Genomic DNA, 18,763 nt, shown 5'->3' with positions numbered 1-18,763 from the left:
ACAGGGGCATTTACCAACCATGACGATCCGTACCACCGATACTCAGCATCGCCATGACGCCATTGCGACGCGCAAGGGCGCGGACCAGACCGCTGCCCGGCGCCCGTGGCTCAACCGCCTGCTCGCATCGAAGCGCGGCAACGTGCTGCCCATCGTGGCGGCCAGCATCCTGCCGATGGCCGCGATGATCGGCGGCGCGGTCGACATGAGCCGCGCCTATATGGTCAAGTCGCGCATCCAGCAGGCCTGCGATGCGGGCGTGCTCGCCGGACGCCGCGCGATGCAGCAGAGCAGCTATTCGGACGCCGCCAAGGCGCAGGCGCAGGACTTCTTCGACATCAACTTCAAGGCGGGCTACAACGACTCCCACTCGGTCACCTTCAACACGTCCAATCCGAGCGGCACCAGCAAGGTGCTGGGTTCGGCCTCCACGGTCATGCCCACCGCGATCATGGGGATGTTCGGCAAGAAGACGATCCCGATCGACGTGACCTGCGAAGCGGAGCTCAACCTCAGCAACTCGGACGTCACCTTCGTGCTCGACGTGACCGGATCGATGAACGACAGCATTCCCGTCGGCGGCGGCGGTTCGATCGTCAAGATCACCGCGCTGCGCAACTCGGTGATGAGCTTCTACGACACGCTTGCCAATGCCGCCACCGGCAGCCTGGCGCGCATCCGCTATGCGTTCGTCCCCTATTCGACCAACGTCAATGTCGGTGAGATCCTGTATGACACCAACTCGACCTGGCTGAACGGTGGCAACGCTGCCGACAGCTGGAGCTATCAGTCGCGTCGTCCGATCTGGCGCACGACCACCGTCGACTGTCAGGTGTTCGGAGGCAACCAGTCCTTTGCCTGCCCCAATCGCTGGCACAACACTGTCTCGGGCGGCGGCACCAACATCACCCGCCAGCAGTGCACGACTTATGGCAACAACGCCGACGGATCGGGCTTCGGCTTCACGCCCAACCCGACGGGCAATCCGACCGCGCCGGTAACATCGGGCACGTCCACGACGACGGTGTCATTCGAGCGTTACAGCTGGGGCGGGGACGCGCCCGGCTGGAGCGGCTCGAGCACGAAGCAGTGTGTCCGCAGGCGGACCACCCAGGTCGACTCCTCGGTTGCCGTGGGCGGCGCGACGCTGATTTATGTCTATGAGCAGCGCACCTACCCCACCTTCGACTTCGTGCGGTCGATCAAGACCGCCAACCCTGCGGTGCCGACGCCCAGCGACGGGAACGGCGGAACCAGCCGCTGGACCGGCTGCATCGAGGAACGCGACACGATTGCCGGCGCTCCGATCGCCTATGGCGCTGGCGGCATCACCGTCAACGGCAGCACCAACGCGCACGATCTCAACATCGATGCGGTCCCCAACAGTGCAGCCACCAGATGGCGCCCCTATTGGGAGCAGGTCTATTGGCTGCGTGACGGGGGCCGCTCGACCGCCTGCCCGACCAAGGCAAGCCTTCTGTCGACCATGGCGCGCGCCGATGTGCAGACTTATGTCAACTCGCTGGTGGCCGTTGGCGGCACCTATCACGATGTCGGTCTGCTCTGGGGTGCGCGCATTGCATCGCCCCAGGGGATCTTCTCGTCGAACGTCAACGCGTCGCCGGGCAATGGCGGATCGGTGGGTCGCCATCTGATCTTCATGACCGATGGCGAGCTGACCAGCTATGATTTCGTCGCCAGCATGTATGGCACCGAGATGCTGGACCAGCGCGTCACCGGCGGCAGCAACGACCCCACGCAGCTGGAACGCCAGCGGCAGCGCTATCTGGCGATCTGCGAGGCGATCAAGGCCAAGGGCATCCGCCTGTGGGTGATCGCCTTCGGCACCACGCTGACCACCGACCTGCAAACCTGCGCCAGCTCGGGCAGTTCATTCACCGCGGAAAACAGCACCAAGCTGAACACCGCGTTCCAGAACATCGCCAAGCAGATTTCCGAACTGAGGTTGACCAAGTGATGGCCCTGCCCGTCTTCATGAAGCGCATTCGCCAGGACCGGCGCGGGGTTTCCGCGACCGAGTTCGGGCTGATCGCGCCCACCTTCATCATGATGCTGCTGGGTGTGTTCGACATGGGCTACAACGTCTATGCCAGCGCCATCCTCGACGGCGCGGTGCAGAAGGCGGGGCGCGATTCCGCGCTGGAGACGGGTGCCAATGCCGTCGGGACGCTCGATGCCAAGGTGAAGGAAAACCTGGGCCCGCTCGGCACCGGGGCGGTGTTCTCGTATGAACGGCGCAACTATCGCGACTTCGCCAAGGTCGGCCTGCCCGAGGACTTCGAGGACAAGAACAGCAATTCTGTCCGCGATGCCGGCGAATGCTTCACCGATGAAAACGCCAATGGCACTTGGGATGCGGATCTGGGCAAGGACGGCGTCGGCGGAGCGCGCGACGTCGTGCTGTACACCGTGCGCATGAACTATCAGCGCAAGTTTCCGCTCTACAACCTGATCGGGATGAGCAGCCAGGCGACGATCGCCTCGGCCACCGTTTTGCGCAACCAGCCTTATGCCGACCAGGCCTCTGAAACCACGCAGGTGATTTGCACATGAACGCTGCCCATCCTCAGCCCTTGCCGGCACCCCGTCCCGAAAAGCGCGGCCTTCTGGCGCGCGGCAGGCAGTTTGCCCGCAAGCTGCGTCGTGACCGTTCGGGAATGGCGCTGATCGAGTTCGCCTTCACCCTGCCGCTGTTCACCGGGCTGGGCTTCTACGGCATCGAGATCTCCAATCTCGCGATCACGCAGATGAAGATGAGCCAGATTGCGCTCAACATGGCCGACAACGCCTCACGCATCGGCACGCTGAACGCCAATCTGGGCGCCAAGGTGATCTCCGAGCAGCAGATCAACGACGTGTTCCAGGCAGCCGCGCTGCAGGCGGGCGCTGCAGGCCTGTATCAGGATGGCCGCACGATCCTCTCCAGCCTCGAGCTCAATGCCAATGGTGGCCAGACGATCATGTGGCAGCGCTGCAAGGGCATGGACTTCGAGGATTCGAATTACGGCGCGCAAGGCACCGGTGCCACCGGCACCAGCTTCCAGGGCATGGGTCCTGCAGGCGACAAGATCCAGGCGACGTCCGGCACGGCGGTGATGTTCGTCGAGCTGCACTACACTTATCACCCGTTGTTCGGCAGCATGTTCATGGAAGACCGCGAGCTGTATCAGGAGGCCGCCTATACGGTGCGCGACAGCCGCGAGATCGGCAAGGAACCCGGCAACAACGTGTCTGCAAGTCGCAAGTCGACCTGCGACAAATACGATGCGATCCTGCCGCAGACATCCGATGCGGATATCGCAGCGGCGCAAGCGGCGCTCGCCGCTGGCGGCGGGGACGGTGATGACGACGATGACGACGACGAGGATGAAGGACTGCCGGGCTATAGCGGCGGCAACAACCCCACCAATCCCGACAAGGGGCTGTGCGTCGCGGGTCTGATCTGCACCAAGACCTGAGCGTGGCCGGGCCTCACGACCCGGCCACCCCCTGTCATCCCTTGTAGCAGACTTTTTTGACCGCCTTGATCACGCGGGCGCTGTCGACCAGCGCCAGCTTCTCCAGGTTCGCGGCATAAGGCAGCGGCACGTCCTCGTTGGTGACGCGCAGCACCGGGGCATCGAGATCGTCAAAGCCCTGCTCCATCGCCACCGCCATGATTTCGCTGGAGATCGAGCAGACCGGCCAGCCTTCCTCGACCACCACCATGCGGTTGGTCTTCTTCAGGCTTTCGAGAACGGTTGCGGTATCGAGCGGACGCAGCGTGCGCAGATCGATGACCTCGGCCTCGATGCCTTCGGCTGCCAGCTTGTCCGCGGCGTCGAGCGCGACGGCGACCCCGATCGAATAGCTGACGATGGTGACGTCTGCACCCGCGCGCATGATCCGCGCCTTGCCGATCGGCAGGACATGGTCCTCCAGATCGGGGACATCGAAGCTGCGGCCATAGACCAGCTCGTTTTCAAGGAACACCACCGGGTCCTCGGTGCGGATCGCGGCTTTCAGCAAGCCCTTGGCATCGGCTGAATCATACGGCGCGATCACGATCAGGCCGGGAACGCTGGCATACCACGGGCCGAAGTTCTGGCTGTGCTGCGCGCCCACACGGCTGGCCGCGCCATTGGGTCCGCGGAACACCACCGGGCAGCGCATCTGCCCGCCCGACATATAATTGGTCTTGGCCGCCGAGTTGATGATGTGGTCGATCGCCTGCATCGCGAAGTTGAAGGTCATGAACTCGATGACTGGACGCAGGCCGCCCATCGCCGCGCCCGCCCCGATACCGGCAAAGCCGTATTCGGTGATCGGGGTATCGATGACGCGGCGCGCGCCGAACTCCTCGAGCAATCCTTGGGTGACCTTGTAAGCGCCTTGATATTCGGCGACTTCCTCGCCCATCACGAACACGCGGTCGTCGCGGCGCATTTCCTCGGCCATCGCATCGCGCAGCGCTTCACGCACCGTGGTCGAGACCATCTTGGTGCCTTCTGGCACGGCAGGATCGCTGACCGCAGCGCGCTTGGGCGTTTCGGGGACGATCTTGGCGTCCTCGCTCGGCGCTTCGGCCTTTGCGGGCTCGGGGGCGGGTTCGGCAGCGGCAGCGGGCGCTGGCGAAGGCGTAGAGGCATCCTCCCCCTCGGCAGCGATCATCGCGATGACCGCACCCACCTTCACATTGTCGGTGCCCTCGGCGATCAGGATCTTGGTGATCGTGCCTTCGTCGACCGCCTCGAATTCCATCGTCGCCTTGTCGGTCTCGATTTCGGCAAGGATGTCACCAGAGGCAACGGTGTCGCCTTCCTTGACCAGCCATTTGGCCAGCGTGCCTTCCTCCATGGTCGGGGAAAGCGCGGGCATTTTCAGTTCGATGGCCATCAATATTGCTCCACCAGCACATCGGTATACAGGTCGGACGGGTCCGGCTCGGGCGAGGTTTCGGCAAAGTCTGCCGCCTCGCTCACCAGCTTTCGGATGTCCTTGTCGATCGTCTTCATCGCGTCTTCGGAAACGCCCATCTTGAGCAGTTCCGCCTTGGCCGCCTCGATCGGATCGGAATTGTCCTTCATGTTCTGCACTTCCTCGCGGCTGCGATACTTGGCAGGGTCCGACATCGAGTGCCCGCGATAGCGATAGGTCTTGAGCTCCATCAGCAGCGGACCATTGCCGCCGCGGACATATTCGAGCGCCGCCTCGGCCGCGCCGCGCACTTCGAGCACGTCCATGCCGTTGACCTGCATGCCGGGGATGCGGAACGAGTCACCGCGACGATAGAATTCGGTCTCTGCGCTGCTGCGCGACACCTTGGTGCCCATGGCATAGCCGTTGTTCTCGATCACGAAGATGATCGGCAGCTTCCACAGGGCTGCCATGTTGAAGCTTTCATAGACCTGGCCCTGGTTGGCCGCGCCATCGCCGAAATAGGCCATGCACACGCCGCCATCCTCGGTGTACTTGTGACCGAAGGCCAGGCCCGCACCCAGCGCAACCTGCGCGCCGACGATGCCGTGGCCACCATAGAATTTGTGCTCGGTCGAGAACATGTGCATCGAGCCGCCCTTGCCGCGCGAAATGCCCGCGCCGCGCCCGGTGAGCTCGGCCATGATAACCTTGGGATCGATACCATAAGCCAGCATATGGCCATGGTCGCGATAGCCGGTGATCACGCTGTCCTTCCCCGGCGTCAGCGCCGATTGCAGGCCGACCGCGACCGCTTCCTGGCCGATGTACAGGTGGCAGAATCCGCCGATCAGGCCCAGGCCATACAGCTGTCCGGCGCGCTCTTCGAAGCGGCGGATCAGCAGCATTTCCTTGTAGAAATGCAGCAGCTCGTCGGCGGTCGCTTCATGCCGCTGCGGATCGCGCGGGCGGGGGTGGTTGCTCCCCTCTTCGGGAAGCACTGCCGACTTCGCCTTGGCGGCAGGCGCATCGGCATCTGCGGACTTGGCGGGAGCTTTTGCGGGTGGTTTGCGAACGGGCTTTGCAGCGGGTGTCTTGACCAAGACGGGAAACCTTTCACGATTGGGATCGGTGCCGTGAGGCGGGGAGGAAACGACCGCAGCGGGTATAGAAGCAAGCACGCGGTTTACGCAACGGCCTAGGCGGGTTTTGCGCAATAATCCCGCAGCATGGCCGCGGTGGCCGGGCCGTCTATTTCAGCGGAACGATGATCTCGTCGGGATGCGCGACATTGAGATCGCGGCGCACCAGTTCGCTCACCAGATCGGGGTCGACCGCGCGCGGATCGAGCAGCTTCACCCGATTGCGCAGCGCGTCGCGCTGGTCGCGCAGGCGGGCAAGCTCCACCTTCTGCACCTCGAGCCGCTGGCGATAATCGCCCCAGGCGAGCACGCCCGTCGGCCCGAGCAGCGCATACCCCGCGATCACCAGCAAGGCGACGAGCGAGATGCCCGGCGCAATGGCTTGCTTTGCTGGTTTGATGACGGGTTTACGTTGCGGCATTAACCCTATGAATCACAATTGATTCGGGCTGACAAGCCGAAACCGCCTTCCCGAATCAAATATGCGATCAATAGAAGTCAAGATCAGCGAAAGATCGCTGCCCCGGCATAATGGGCGCTGGCACCCAGCTCTTCTTCGATGCGGATCAGCTGGTTGTACTTGGCAAGCCGGTCCGAGCGGGCAAGCGAGCCGGTCTTGATCTGGCCGCAGTTGGTGGCGACCGCCAGATCGGCGATCGTCGCGTCCTCGGTCTCGCCCGAACGGTGCGACATCACCGCGGTATAGCCCGCCCGGTGCGCCATGCTGACGGCTTCGAGCGTCTCGGTGAGCGTGCCGATCTGGTTGACCTTGACCAGCAGGCTGTTGGCCAGGCCCTTTTCGATGCCCATCGCCAGCCGCTCGGGGTTGGTGACGAACAGATCGTCGCCGACCAGCTGGACCTTGTTGCCCAGCAATTCGGTGACCGCGAGCCAGCCTTCGAAATCGTCCTCGCTCATGCCGTCCTCGATCGAGCGGATCGGATATTCGTCGCACAGCTTGCCAAGATAGTCCGCCATTTCGGTGGGGCTAAGCGAAAGGCCTTCGCCGCTGATCTCGTACTTGCCGTTGCGGAAAAATTCGGTCGCGGCGCAATCGAGCGCCAGCACGACGTTCTCGCCGGGCTTGAAGCCTGCCTTTTCGACCGACGCCATGATGAAGTCGAGTGCGGCACGGGTCGAGGCGAGGTTGGGGGCAAAGCCGCCCTCGTCGCCGACCGCGGTCGCCAGGCCCTTCTCATGCAGACCCTTCTTGAGCGTGTGGAAGATTTCCGATCCCCAGCGCACGGCCTCGGCCAGGCTATCCGCGCCGACCGGCATGATCATGAATTCCTGAAAATCGATCGGGTTGTCGGCATGCTCGCCGCCATTGATGATGTTCATCATCGGCACCGGCAGCACATGCGCCGAGACGCCGCCGACATAGCTGTACAGCGGCAGGCCGCGTGCATCGGCTGCGGCCTTGGCGACCGCGAGGCTGACACCCAGGATCGCGTTGGCGCCCAGCCGCGACTTGTTTTCGGTGCCATCCAGGCCGATCATCGCCATGTCGATGTCACGCTGGTCTTCTGCGTCGAGCCCGACGATCGCCTCGAAGATCTCGCTGTTGACCATGTCGACCGCCTGGGTGACGCCCTTGCCCAGATACATCGCCATGTCGCCATCGCGCTTCTCGACTGCCTCATAGGCTCCGGTTGATGCGCCCGAGGGCACCCCTGCCCGGCCAAAGCTGCCGTCTTCGAGCAGCACATCGACTTCGACCGTGGGGTTGCCGCGGCTGTCGAGAATCTGGCGGGCGTGGATATCCATGATCGCGGTCATAAGCGGCACTCTTTCGGGTCTGGCAGGTGGATGGAATGGCGCACCCTCTAGGGCTTGGAGGGCCCGTTGGCAACCATCCGGACGCACCTTGGCGCCTCCATGCTGCAAACGCGAAAACGCTTGAAAATGTGCACGGACTGGCCAGAATAGTGCAAGGGCAAGCGGAACCGCGGCAACGCCTCATGCGTCTGCTGCAAAGCTTGAGGAGGAATATATGTCCGAAGAAGAAATCAAGGCCGCTGCCCCGACCGAGGCTGCGCCCAAAAAGCCGCGCACCAAAAAGGCAACCAGCCCCACAGATGGCTCCGCCACGACCGCTGCACCCAAGCGCAAGACGACGGCCACGCCAACCGAGGCCATCGCTCCTGCCGTGGCGACCGGAACCGCGCTTGCGGTCACGACCGCGCCCGAAACCGCTTCGTCCGACACCAGCGCGCTGGGCGCCGCTGCAGCCAAGGTGAATGCCATGATCCCCGACAACATGACCGACAAGGCCCGCGAAGTGGCGACCGACGTCAAGGACAAGGCCAGCGACGCCGTGCATGGCCTGGCGCGCATCATCAGCGACAGCGCCGGGGCGATCGACGACAATATCGGCCCCAAATATGGCGATTATGCGCGCACTGCGGCGCAATCGGTCAGCGAAGCTGCCGATCGTCTGCGCGCCAAGCCTGTGGATGAGATCGCCGAGGATACGCGCGAATTCGTGCGGACCAAGCCTGCGGCCGCTCTGGGCATCGCGGCGGTGGTCAGCCTGATGCTCGCCAAGCTTGTCGGATCGGTCTTTGGCGGCAAGAAGCGCTGACCGCACGTCCGGCGCCGATTGAACCCAAATTGATGACCACCATTCCCAATTCCGCGCCTGGGTCCAGTGCGCCTGCATCTGCTGTCGCTCCGGACACAGGTGCAGGTGATGACACGGGGGCCCGGGACGCGAGCGAACCCACTGTCAAACCCGGAATGATCGACCAGCTGCGCGGACTGTACGCCGATGGCCGCGAGATGATCGATGCCGAAATCGGCTTTCAGAAGGCGCGGATGTCGGCAGCCGGCCGGCAGATCCGCACCATAGCGCTGCTCGGCGTCGTCGGGCTGATCCTGATCAGTTGCGCGCTCATCGCGCTGGTGGTGGGGACGATGATCGCACTCATCCCGATCCTGGGCGCATGGGGTGCGATGGGAGCCACCGTTGCAGGCAGTCTGGTGCTGGCGGCATTGTGCTTCTGGCTGGCGGCGGGCCGCGTCGGCAAGGTGAGCGCATTGTTCGCCGCTGACCCCGAAGCCGAAACCACCGCCACGGCTGCGGAGGGTCACGCATGACAGAGCAGATGCAGGCCGCGCAAAGCCCTGACGAGCATGAACCCAGCCTAGCGGAAGTTGCCGCACGCAGGGTGGCCGCGCGCACTCAGTGGCAAAAGGCGCTCGCCCGCGCCAAGGAGCGCTTCACGCCGGCGAACGTTGCCGACGAAGCGATAGACACCGCCGCCAACACCATCGGCGGCGCTGCGGACAAGGCGGCGGGATTCGCTTGGGCGCATCGCGGCAAGCTGGCACTGGCGGGACTTCTGGGCGGGCTGTTTTACGGCCGCAAGCCCATCGCCAAGGCTACCGAGCCGCTGGTCGGCAAGGCCAGGGCGTCGATCGGCAAGGCGCGCGAGACGTTGCTCAGCCGCAAGAAGCCCTGATCGCAGCTACGCGCGTCAGGGCTGGAAAATCGTTCCAGATGCGACTAAGGCGCACCGCTATCACGCGGTGGCCGCCAAGGCCCCGGTGAAGGAGAGGATGCCGCCCGGCATCCAGTTCATCGGTCATGGGACGCACAATTCAATGAGCAAACTTCATCTCGTCATGGGCGGACGCGTCAGCGATCCGCAAACCCTCGATTTCTGCGAACTCGACAACATGGATCTTGTCGGTGTCTATCCCGATTATGCCAGCGCCGAAGAAGCCTGGCGCAGCAACGCTCAGCGCACGGTCGATGACGCCGAGATGCGCTATGTCATCGTGCACCTGCACCGGCTGCTCGATCCGGAAACCCCCGAACAGGCCTGATCGCCCGTCGTTTAGCCCCCGCACTCGCCGTGTTACGGAATGTCGCGACGCGGCCTGCGCGGGCGATGGCTCTGCGCCAGAGGCACGGCCAGTGCCAGACCGGCGGCAAACCCGCCGATATGCGCCCAAATGGCGATGCCGAGAGCGGTTCCTGCAAAGGCGAGCTGGCTGAGCAGGTTGATGCCGATCCACGCGGCTGCCAGCCACGCAATGTGCACGACCAGGCCCGGCACCGGTCCGATGGCCTTTGGCTTGCGCCGGGCAAACAGCAGGAAATAGGCGGCGAGCAGCGCAGAGATGGCTCCGCTTGCGCCCACCACCGGCGTTGTCGAGAGCGGATCGACGGCGTAATGCATCGCCGCCGCCCCGACGATCCCTGAGGCATAGAGCAGCACGAACCGCCCTGTGCCGAGCGCCGCCTCGATCATGCGGCCGACCACCACCAGCACCAGCATGTTCATCGCCAGGTGTAAAAGCCCGGCGTGCAGGAATGCAGAGGTCACCGGGGTCAGCCACACGGGGACAACCCAGGGGTAATCCAGCGGCAGCGCGCTCGTATGGCCGTGCAGGCTGTCGGACAGCCGCGCCGCCCAGAACCCGCCTTCAACCTGAAAGCGTTCGGTCCAGCCGGTCAGAAAGCCTGCAAGCCAAACCAGCACATTGGCAATCACCAGCGCGTTGGTCGCCGCGCCGCGCGGCAGATTGGGCATGTGTCAGATGAACTCGATCTTCGACACGACATAGAACTTGTCGCCCGAAGGCACGCTGACCTCGACCTCGTCGTCGAGCAGGCGGCCGATCAGCGCGCGGCCCAGCGGGCTGGAATAGCTGATCTTGCCTTTGCGCGCGTCGGCTTCTGCTTCACCGACGATCTGGTATTTCACCGGCTTGTCGTCTTCGTCGAGCAGCGTCACGGTCGCGCCGAACACGACCTTGTTGCCCGAAAGCGTGGTCGGATCGATGATCTGTGCGCGGCTCAATTTGCCTTCCAGGTCGGCGATGGTCGCCTCGACCTGGCCCTGACGCTCCTTGGCGGCATGATATTCGGCGTTCTCGGAAAGATCGCCATGCGCGCGCGCTTCCTCGATCGCCTCGACGATCAGGGGGCGCTCTTCCTTGAGCAACTTCAGCTCGCGCGAAAGCTTTTCATATCCTTCTGCCAGCATGGGCAGCTTATCGACGGTTGCCATTCGGCATATCCCTTCTTCTGTGGCCGAGCCTGGCCCATCACCCGACAAATAAAGCCCTTCACGGCCCCGCAACGGGACCGCACAAGGTTAACGACTTGTCGGGGGGCTCAAGCGTCAGGCCGTATATAATAAGCCTGAAGCGGCTTTACTTCAAGGCTGCTCTTGGCGAGCGAGGCCATCGCCCGCACCGCTGCGACGCTGGCCGCGGCGGTGGTGAAGTACGGAATCTTGCCGCTGAGCGCGCTCGCGCGGATCGATTGCGAATCCTTCAGGCTCTGCCAGCCTTCGGTGGTGTTGAAGATCAGCGCGATCTGGCCGTCCTTGATCCGGTCGACGATGTGCGGACGTCCCTGCGCCACCTTGTTGACCTCGGTTACCGCCACGGCGTTGTCCTTAAGATAACGCGCGGTGCCGCCGGTGGCGACCACGTCCATGCCCAGAGCGATCAGGCCGCGCGCGGCCTCGAGGATCACCGGCTTGTCGCCATCCTTGACCGAAATGAACACGGTGCCGTTGGTCGGCAGCGTCAGACCCGCGCCGATCTGCGCCTTGGCAAAGGCGGTGGCAAAGTCCTTGTCGATGCCCATCACCTCGCCGGTCGACTTCATCTCGGGGCTCAGCACCGGATCGACCCCGGCAAAGCGCGCCCAGGGGAACACCGCTTCCTTGACCGCCATGTGGTCGATGTTGCGATCGATCACCGGCAGGTCGGCCAGCATCTCGCCCGCCATCACCCGCGCGGCATATTTGGCCACCGGCTGGCCGATCGCCTTGGCGACGAAGGGTACTGTGCGGCTGGCACGCGGATTGACCTCGATCAGATAGACCTGGCCTTCCTTGACCGCGAACTGGATGTTCATCAGTCCGCGGACCTTGAGGCCCTCGGCCAGCGCGCGGGTCTGACGTTCCATTTCGGCGATGAGGTCATCGGACAGACTGTAGGGGGGAAGCGAGCAAGCGCTGTCGCCCGAGTGCACGCCTGCTTCCTCGATATGCTGCATGATCCCGGCGATCGCGACATCGCGGCCGTCGCAGATCGCATCGACATCGACCTCGATCGCATCGCGCAGATACTGGTCGATCAGCACCGGACTGTCGCCGGACACCTGCACGGCCGTCGCGATATAGGATTCGAGCTGCGCCTGACCGTCGACGATCTCCATCGCCCGGCCGCCCAGCACGTAGGATGGCCGGATCAGCACCGGATAGCCGATGCGGCTCGCCACTGCGATCGCCTCTTCGCGGCTGCGCGCAATGCCGTTCATCGGCTGCTTCAGGCCAAGCTTGTCGACCAATTTGGCAAAGCGCTCGCGGTCTTCGGCAAGGTCGATCGCGTCGGGCGATGTGCCGAGGATCGGGATGCCCGCATCCTCGAGCGCCTGCGCCAGCTTGAGCGGGGTCTGCCCGCCGAACTGGACAATGACGCCGACGAGTTCGCCGTTCGAGCGTTCGACGTCGAGGATCTCGAGCACGTCCTCTGCGGTCAGCGGCTCGAAATACAGCCGGTCCGAGGTATCGTAATCGGTGCTCACCGTTTCCGGATTGCAGTTGATCATGATCGTCTCATAGCCCGCGTCGCCCAACGCGAAGCACGCATGGCAGCAGCAGTAATCGAACTCGATCCCCTGGCCGATGCGGTTGGGTCCGCCACCCAGGATCACGATCTTGCGGCGATTGGTCGGCTGGCTCTCGCACTCGGGCTCGCCAAAGCTGGGCGCCTCATAGGTGGAATACATATACGGCGTCTTCGCCTCGAACTCCGCCGCGCAGGTGTCGATCCGCTTGAACACGGGGCGCACGCCGAGCTTGTGCCGCAAGGCGCGCACTTCCTGCTCGGTCACGCCGCCGGTCATCGCAACCACGGCATCGCGCACAAGGCCCGATCCGCGCGCGATGGCGTGGCTCATGCCGGGCCGCAGATGCGCCGACTTGAGCGCCAGATAGGCGAGACGCTTGTCCGAAAAGCCCATCGACTTCAGCCGCCGCATGCCCACCGCATCGCGCGGCAGGCCATCTGCGAGCACTTCGTTCTCGGCATCGACGATCTGCTTGATCTGCTCGAGGAACCAGGGGTCGTATTTCGCGACCGCGTGGACCTGCTCGACGGTCATGCCCTCGCGCAGCGCCTGCGCCGCGATCAGCAGCCGGTCGGGGGTCGCCTGGCTCAGTTCCGCAACGATATCGTCGTGCGGCGCGCCGACGAGGTGGTCGACCATATTGAAGCCGCTCAGGCCCGTTTCCAGCCCGCGCAGCGCCTTCTGCACCGATTCCTGGAAGTTGCGGCCGATCGCCATCACCTCCCCCACCGATTTCATCGCGGTGCCGAGCAGCGGGCTTGCACCCTTGAACTTCTCGAACGCGAACCGGGGGATCTTGGTGACGACATAGTCGATCGTCGGCTCGAAGCTGGCGGGCGTCGCACCGGTGATGTCGTTGGTGATCTCGTCGAGCGTGTAGCCCACGGCGAGCTTGGCCGCGACCTTGGCGATCGGGAAGCCGGTCGCCTTCGACGCCAAAGCCGAGGAGCGCGACACGCGCGGGTTCATCTCGATGACGATCAGGCGGCCGTCCTTGGGATTGACCGCGAACTGGACGTTCGACCCGCCCGTTTCCACGCCGATCTCGCGCAGCACCGCGATGCTGGCGGAGCGCATGATCTGATATTCCTTGTCGGTCAGCGTCAGCGCGGGCGCCACGGTGATGCTGTCACCGGTGTGCACGCCCATCGGATCGACATTCTCGATCGAGCAGATGATGATGGCGTTGTCGTTCTTGTCGCGCACAACCTCCATCTCGTACTCTTTCCAGCCGAGCAGCGATTCCTCGATCAGCACCTCGGTTGTCGGCGAGGCATCGAGCCCGCCGGTGACGATCTGCACGAACTCGTCGCGATTGTATGCGATACCGCCGCCAGTGCCGCCCATGGTGAAGCTGGGGCGGATGATCGAGGGAAGGCCTGTGCGTTCGAGCACGGCGAGGGCTTCGTCGATCGTGTGCGCAATGCCCGAGCGCGCCGATTCCAGCCCGATCTTGTCCATCGCGTCGCGGAACTTCAGCCGATCCTCGGCCTTGTCGATCGCTTCGGCCTTGGCGCCGATCAGCTCGACGTCGTATTTCTCGAGCGTGCCATCCGCGTCGAGCGCCAGCGCGGTGTTGAGCGCGGTCTGCCCGCCCATCGTCGGTAGCACCACCAGCTTCTCGTTCGGGCGCTCGGCGCGCTCCTTGGCGATAATCTTGGCGACGATCTCGGGCGTGATCGGCTCGACATAGGTCGCATCGGCCATGTCGGGATCGGTCATGATCGTGGCGGGGTTGGAATTGACCAGAATGATCCGGTAGCCCTCCTCCTTCAACGCCTTGCACGCCTGCGTGCCCGAATAATCGAACTCGCACGCCTGGCCGATGATGATCGGGCCTGCGCCGATGATCAGGATGCTGTTAATATCGGTGCGCTTGGGCATTGTTGTTGTGCTCTCTTTAAAGGCTTTGTTTCATCTGGGGGAGGCGGCGACCGGACGTTTCTTCAGTGCATCGTGCCGGACTGCGCTTCGCAGCCCCAGCCGTCATATTCGACATCGAACAGCATCTCGATCTGCAGACAGGTGCGGGTCAGGTCCTTGATCGACTGCGCATCGACCGCCTGGAACCGCTCGAAGAACAGATACGGCTCGCCGCCTTCTGCATCCTCCTCGCGGTCGAGCTCGGTCAGCCCGAAAGTGTTCGCGGCTTCGGACAGGCGCTGCAGGTTTTCCTCCGACCCTCGGAAGCTCACATCGACCGCGCGCTTGACGCTCGCCCGGTCACCATTGGCCGCCAGATTGCGCAGCACGTCCTGATCGGCCACCCACTCCTGCTCCATGCGGGCAGGATCGACCTTGGGGAGTTTCATGCTCATGCCACACCTGCGGGGGACTTGAGGCCGCCAACGAATGTCTCGAACAGATAGAAGCTGTCCTGCGGCCCGGGCGAGGCTTCGGGGTGGTATTGCACTCCGAAAGCGCGCTTGTCGGTGAAGGCGATGCCGCAGTTGCTGCCGTCGAAGAGCGAGACGTGGGTTTCGATGACGTTGGCGGGCAAGGTCGCAGCATCCACCGCAAAGCCGTGGTTCATGCTGGTGATCTCGACCACACCGGTTTCGAGCCTTTTGACCGGATGGTTGGCGCCGCGATGGCCTTGGTGCATCTTCATCGTGCGCGCACCTGCGGCAAGGCCCAGCAGCTGATGGCCGAGGCAGATGCCGAAGATCGGCACGTCGCGCTCGAGCAGCGCCTGGATCACGGGCACGGCATACACGCCGGTTGCCGCCGGATCGCCCGGACCGTTGGAGAGGAACACGCCATCGGGCTGAAGTGCGGTGATTGCATCGACCGGCGTCTGCGCAGGCACGATGGTGACGCGCGCGCCGGCCTGCACCAGCGATCGGAAGATGTTGTGCTTGGCACCGTAATCGATCGCGACGACATGCGGGCGGTCGCCCTCGCCGGCGCCGGCATAGCCCTGCCCCAAAGTCCAGATGCCGCCCTGCCAGTCGCGGGTGTCGGCACCGGTGACCTCGATCGCCAGATCCATGCCCTCGAGCCCGGCCCAGCCCTGCGCCTGTGCGAGCAGCGCGGGCATGTCGAACACGCCGTCGGGCGCGTGCGCGATCACCGCATTGGGCGCGCCTGCCTCACGGATGCGGCGGGTGAGCGCGCGAGTGTCGATGCCTGAAATGCCGATCTGGCCGTTCGCCTCAAGCCACTGCGTGAAATGCTGGGCGGAACGGAAGCTGCTGGGATTGGTCACGTCCTCGCGCACGATGCAGCCCAGCGCGCGGGGCACGTCGGCTTCGACATCTTCTGCATTCGCGCCGACATTGCCGATATGCGGGAAGGTGAAGGTGATGATCTGCCCGGCATAGCTCGGGTCGGTCAGGATTTCCTGATAGCCGGTGATCGAGGTGTTGAAGCAGACCTCGCCTGCCTTGGCTCCGGCAGCACCAAAGCCCCTGCCCCAGATCGCCGTACCATCGGCCAGAAGCAGCAATCCGGTCGCGCCTTGGGGCTGAGCGGAGGTGGTGGCGTGCGCCATGGATCGTTTTCCTTGTGTTGCGTTGAGTCGCAAATGGGCCGGGCCGCAGACTATTGCAGGTTCGGGCGGGGCCAAAGCCCCGTTCACGCCCCCTGCCGGAAAGCGGCCAAATTGGCGGGTCACTAGGCTTAGCGGGCTTGTACGGTCAATCTATGAAAAACATTTTTATGCGGCTAGGCTGGTCGCTTGTTCCAAAATTCACCGGAAAGGATGCGCTCGCATGATTCGCGATTCGCTTAAGGCTGCGCAGGTTGCGGCAATGAAGGGGGGCGACAAGCCCCGCACCGCGGCGGTCCGCCTGATCCTCGCCAAGATCAAGGACCGCGATATCGAGCTGCGTACTTCGTCGGCGACCATCGATGACGACGCGATGGTCACCGAGGTGCTGCAGAAGATGATCAAGCAGCGCCGCGAATCGATTGCGATGTACGAACAGGGTGGCCGCGCCGAGCTCGCTGCGCAGGAAGCATCCGAGGTCGCGATCATCGAGGAGTTCCTCCCCGCGCAGCTGGACGAGACCGCCGCGCGCGCCGCGATCGCTGCCGTGGTTGCCGAAACCGGTGCATCCAGCCTGAAGGACATGGGCAAGGTGATGGCCGAAGTGAAGGCCCGCCACGCCAGCGAGATCGACATGAGCAAGGCCAGCGGCTGGGTGAAGGAAGCTCTGGCGGGCTAACCGGAACGCACATGACCCTCACCCCGCAATGGCTGGACGAGTTGCGCTCGCGCATCACGCTGTCGACCCTGATCGGGCGGCACGTGAAGGTCCAGCGCGCGGGGCGGGAGTACAAGGCCTGCTGTCCGTTCCACAACGAGAAGACCCCCAGCTTCACGATCAACGACGAAAAGGGCTTCTATCATTGCTTTGGTTGCGGAGCCCATGGCGATGCGATCCGGTTCATGACCGATCATCAGGGGCTGGGCTTCATGGATGCGGTCAAGGAGCTCGCCTCCGAGGCCGGGATGGCCGTCCCCGCCCCCGATCCGCGCGCGGCGCAGGCGGCAGTTGCCCGGGCGTCGCTGCACGATGTCTGCCAGGCAGCGCAGGACTGGTTTGCAGCCCAGCTTGGCAGCGCTTTGGGCGAGCAGGCGCGGGCCTATCTGAAAGCGCGCGGGCTGACGGCAGAGACGATCCAGCGCTTCGGCATCGGCTTTGCGCCAGACAGCCGCACCGGGATCAAGTCCGCGCTGGGATCGATCGACGAGGATCTGCTGATCGAGGCCGGGCTGCTGATCAAGGTCGACGACAAGCCGAGCTATGATCGCTTTCGGGGACGGATCATGATCCCGATCCGCGATCCGCGCGGGCGGGTGATCGCGTTCGGGGGGCGCATCCTCGGCCAGGGCGAACCCAAATACCTCAACTCTCCCGACACGCCGTTGTTCGACAAGGGGCGCACGCTCTACAACCTGCACCTGGCCGCGCCCGCCTCGCGCCAGAGCGGGCGCGTGGTGGTGGTCGAGGGTTATATGGACGTGATCGCGCTGGCCCAGGCCGGCTTTGGCGAGTGCGTCGCGCCGCTCGGCACCGCGCTCACCGAACACCAGATCGAGCGGCTGTGGAAGATGGTCGACCGGCCCCTGCTGTGCTTCGATGGCGACAGCGCAGGTCAGAAGGCCGCGATGCGCGCGGCGTCGCGTGCGCTGCCGCTGCTCAGGCCGGGCCTGTCGCTCGGCTTCGTATCGCTGCCTGCGGGCCAGGACCCGGACGATCTGGTGCGCGCATCGGGCCCGGGCGCCTTCACCGCCTGCATCGATCGCGCAACCGGGCTGCTCGATCACCTGTGGACGCATGAACTGAACGCCGCGCCGCTGACCAGCCCTGAGGCACGCGCGGGGCTCAAGGCACGGCTCAACGCGCATGCCGACACGATCGCGGATGGCGACATCAAGGCGCTGTACCGCCGCGAGATCGGCCAGCGCTTTTCGGACATGTTCTTCGGCGCGAGCCAGCCCCAGACGCCCGGCGCTGCCTTCCGCCCCGGCGCCAAGGGCCAAAAGGGCTGGCAGCGCCGCGATGAACCCGTACCGCCCAGCGAGGAACTGCGCGAATTCAGCCGCCAGCCGATGAGCGACCTCATCCTGCGCGGCGTCCTGCACGGCCTGCTTCATCGCCCGGCGCTGCTGATGCGTCACTCCGAGGCGCTGAGCGAGTTTGTCGGACTTGCAGAAGGCTGGGCCGATCTGCTCGACGCGATGCTCGATGCAAGCCACGCGCATTCCATTCAGCCCGATGACGCGGCGGAAACTCTTGATACGGCACGCCTTATGACCATATTGCAGGACAAGGGCATGGCAGACACGATCGACAGGCTGAAATCGGGTGGCAGGCCGCCATTTTCGTTCTGCACTGCGGTGCAGGCGGAGAAAGACGAGGCGCGCGAAATCCGCATCGCGGGAGATTTTGCAGAAGCGATCGAAGTGATGACCACGCGCCCCCGGCTGGTGGCGGCCTTGAGTGAGGTAACCCGGCGGTTCGAAGCCGATCTGGCGGAAAATGATTCGGGTGATGGATTGTTTTTGGAGCAGCAACAGCTAAGGGCAAGAAAGCAGCAGTTTGACCAGCGCCTGATAGAATTAACGGAACGGAGTGCATAACCGGCGATACAGTCG

At 64.1% G+C, this 18,763-nt stretch carries 18 protein-coding genes; 9 read left to right on the top strand and 9 right to left on the bottom strand.

Annotated features, from left to right (window positions below):
• The first annotated feature begins 19 nt into the window (after positions 1-19).
• The 3 genes from B5J99_RS12100 to B5J99_RS12090 are packed head-to-tail and all read left to right on the top strand — an operon-like array spanning position 20 to position 3,479.
• A complete protein-coding gene (locus B5J99_RS12100) occupies positions 20-1,978 on the top strand; it encodes a TadE/TadG family type IV pilus assembly protein (protein ID WP_117352509.1) in 1,959 nt (652 codons plus the stop codon).
• Positions 1,978-2,574, top strand: coding sequence for a TadE/TadG family type IV pilus assembly protein (locus B5J99_RS12095; protein ID WP_117352508.1), 597 nt, complete (start codon positions 1,978-1,980; stop codon positions 2,572-2,574). Before B5J99_RS12100 ends, B5J99_RS12095 begins: the two co-directional genes overlap by 1 nt.
• The gene (locus B5J99_RS12090) at positions 2,571-3,479 is read left to right on the top strand and encodes a TadE/TadG family type IV pilus assembly protein (RefSeq protein WP_117352507.1); all 909 of its coding nucleotides are present in this window, start codon (positions 2,571-2,573) and stop codon (positions 3,477-3,479) included. The genes B5J99_RS12095 and B5J99_RS12090 overlap by 4 nt, the downstream gene beginning before the upstream one ends.
• 34 nt (positions 3,480-3,513) lie before the next feature.
• Here B5J99_RS12090 and B5J99_RS12085 read toward each other — a convergent pair whose 3' ends face one another.
• From B5J99_RS12085 to eno, 4 genes are all read right to left on the bottom strand, one after another.
• Positions 3,514-4,896, bottom strand: a complete 1,383-nt coding sequence (locus tag B5J99_RS12085) for a pyruvate dehydrogenase complex E1 component subunit beta (protein ID WP_117352506.1) — start codon at positions 4,894-4,896, stop codon at positions 3,514-3,516.
• Positions 4,896-5,918 (bottom strand): pyruvate dehydrogenase (acetyl-transferring) E1 component subunit alpha, encoded by a 1,023-nt coding sequence (pdhA, locus tag B5J99_RS12080; RefSeq protein WP_054133249.1) that lies wholly within the window; start codon positions 5,916-5,918, stop codon positions 4,896-4,898. The genes B5J99_RS12085 and pdhA overlap by 1 nt, the downstream gene beginning before the upstream one ends.
• A 250-nt stretch (positions 5,919-6,168) precedes the next feature.
• Complete coding sequence (locus B5J99_RS12075; protein ID WP_054133170.1) at positions 6,169-6,480, bottom strand: FtsB family cell division protein; 312 nt, start codon at positions 6,478-6,480, stop codon at positions 6,169-6,171.
• 83 nt (positions 6,481-6,563) lie between these two features.
• Positions 6,564-7,838 (bottom strand): phosphopyruvate hydratase, encoded by a 1,275-nt coding sequence (eno, locus tag B5J99_RS12070; RefSeq protein WP_054133171.1) that lies wholly within the window; start codon positions 7,836-7,838, stop codon positions 6,564-6,566.
• 214 nt (positions 7,839-8,052) lie between these two features.
• On the opposite strand from eno, the gene B5J99_RS12065 reads away from it, so the two are divergent.
• From B5J99_RS12065 to B5J99_RS12050, 4 genes are all read left to right on the top strand, one after another.
• On the top strand, positions 8,053-8,643 hold the full coding sequence (locus B5J99_RS12065) for a hypothetical protein (protein WP_117352505.1): 591 nt from the start codon (positions 8,053-8,055) through the stop codon (positions 8,641-8,643).
• 155 nt (positions 8,644-8,798) lie between these two features.
• On the top strand, positions 8,799-9,158 hold the full coding sequence (locus tag B5J99_RS12060) for a phage holin family protein (protein ID WP_117352504.1): 360 nt from the start codon (positions 8,799-8,801) through the stop codon (positions 9,156-9,158).
• The gene (locus B5J99_RS12055; protein WP_162892580.1) at positions 9,155-9,523 is read left to right on the top strand and encodes a hypothetical protein; all 369 of its coding nucleotides are present in this window, start codon (positions 9,155-9,157) and stop codon (positions 9,521-9,523) included. The genes B5J99_RS12060 and B5J99_RS12055 overlap by 4 nt, the downstream gene beginning before the upstream one ends.
• A 142-nt stretch (positions 9,524-9,665) precedes the next feature.
• On the top strand, positions 9,666-9,890 hold the full coding sequence (locus B5J99_RS12050) for a DUF4170 domain-containing protein (RefSeq protein WP_054133250.1): 225 nt from the start codon (positions 9,666-9,668) through the stop codon (positions 9,888-9,890).
• A 32-nt stretch (positions 9,891-9,922) separates the two neighbouring features.
• Here the strand turns inward: B5J99_RS12050 and B5J99_RS12045 are convergent, their stop codons facing one another.
• From B5J99_RS12045 to carA, 5 genes are all read right to left on the bottom strand, one after another.
• A complete protein-coding gene (locus tag B5J99_RS12045) occupies positions 9,923-10,600 on the bottom strand; it encodes a rhomboid family intramembrane serine protease (protein WP_245991609.1) in 678 nt (225 codons plus the stop codon).
• Between the two features lie 3 nt (positions 10,601-10,603).
• Positions 10,604-11,080 carry a transcription elongation factor GreA gene (gene greA, locus B5J99_RS12040; protein WP_054133176.1) on the bottom strand — a complete coding sequence of 159 codons (477 nt, stop codon included), beginning with the start codon at positions 11,078-11,080 and terminating at the stop codon, positions 10,604-10,606.
• A 107-nt stretch (positions 11,081-11,187) separates the two neighbouring features.
• On the bottom strand, positions 11,188-14,541 hold the full coding sequence (carB, locus tag B5J99_RS12035; protein ID WP_117352502.1) for a carbamoyl-phosphate synthase large subunit: 3,354 nt from the start codon (positions 14,539-14,541) through the stop codon (positions 11,188-11,190).
• 62 nt (positions 14,542-14,603) lie between these two features.
• Positions 14,604-14,975, bottom strand: a complete 372-nt coding sequence (locus B5J99_RS12030; protein ID WP_069049692.1) for a ribonuclease E inhibitor RraB — start codon at positions 14,973-14,975, stop codon at positions 14,604-14,606.
• Positions 14,972-16,150 (bottom strand): glutamine-hydrolyzing carbamoyl-phosphate synthase small subunit, encoded by a 1,179-nt coding sequence (carA, locus tag B5J99_RS12025; protein WP_117352501.1) that lies wholly within the window; start codon positions 16,148-16,150, stop codon positions 14,972-14,974. The genes B5J99_RS12030 and carA overlap by 4 nt, the downstream gene beginning before the upstream one ends.
• 220 nt (positions 16,151-16,370) lie before the next feature.
• Here carA and B5J99_RS12020 point away from each other — a divergent pair, with 220 nt between their 5' ends.
• Together B5J99_RS12020 and dnaG are read left to right on the top strand one after the other, a co-directional pair.
• Entirely contained in the window at positions 16,371-16,826 is a 456-nt protein-coding gene (locus tag B5J99_RS12020) for a GatB/YqeY domain-containing protein (RefSeq protein ID WP_117352500.1), read from the top strand.
• Between the two features lie 11 nt (positions 16,827-16,837).
• Positions 16,838-18,748 carry a DNA primase gene (gene dnaG / locus B5J99_RS12015; RefSeq protein ID WP_117352499.1) on the top strand — a complete coding sequence of 637 codons (1,911 nt, stop codon included), beginning with the start codon at positions 16,838-16,840 and terminating at the stop codon, positions 18,746-18,748.
• Positions 18,749-18,763 lie beyond the last annotated feature (15 nt).

The organism is Blastomonas fulva, assembly GCF_003431825.1.
Taxonomy (GTDB): Bacteria; Pseudomonadota; Alphaproteobacteria; order Sphingomonadales; family Sphingomonadaceae; genus Blastomonas; species Blastomonas fulva.
This window is presented reverse-complemented; position numbering and strand designations above follow the sequence as displayed.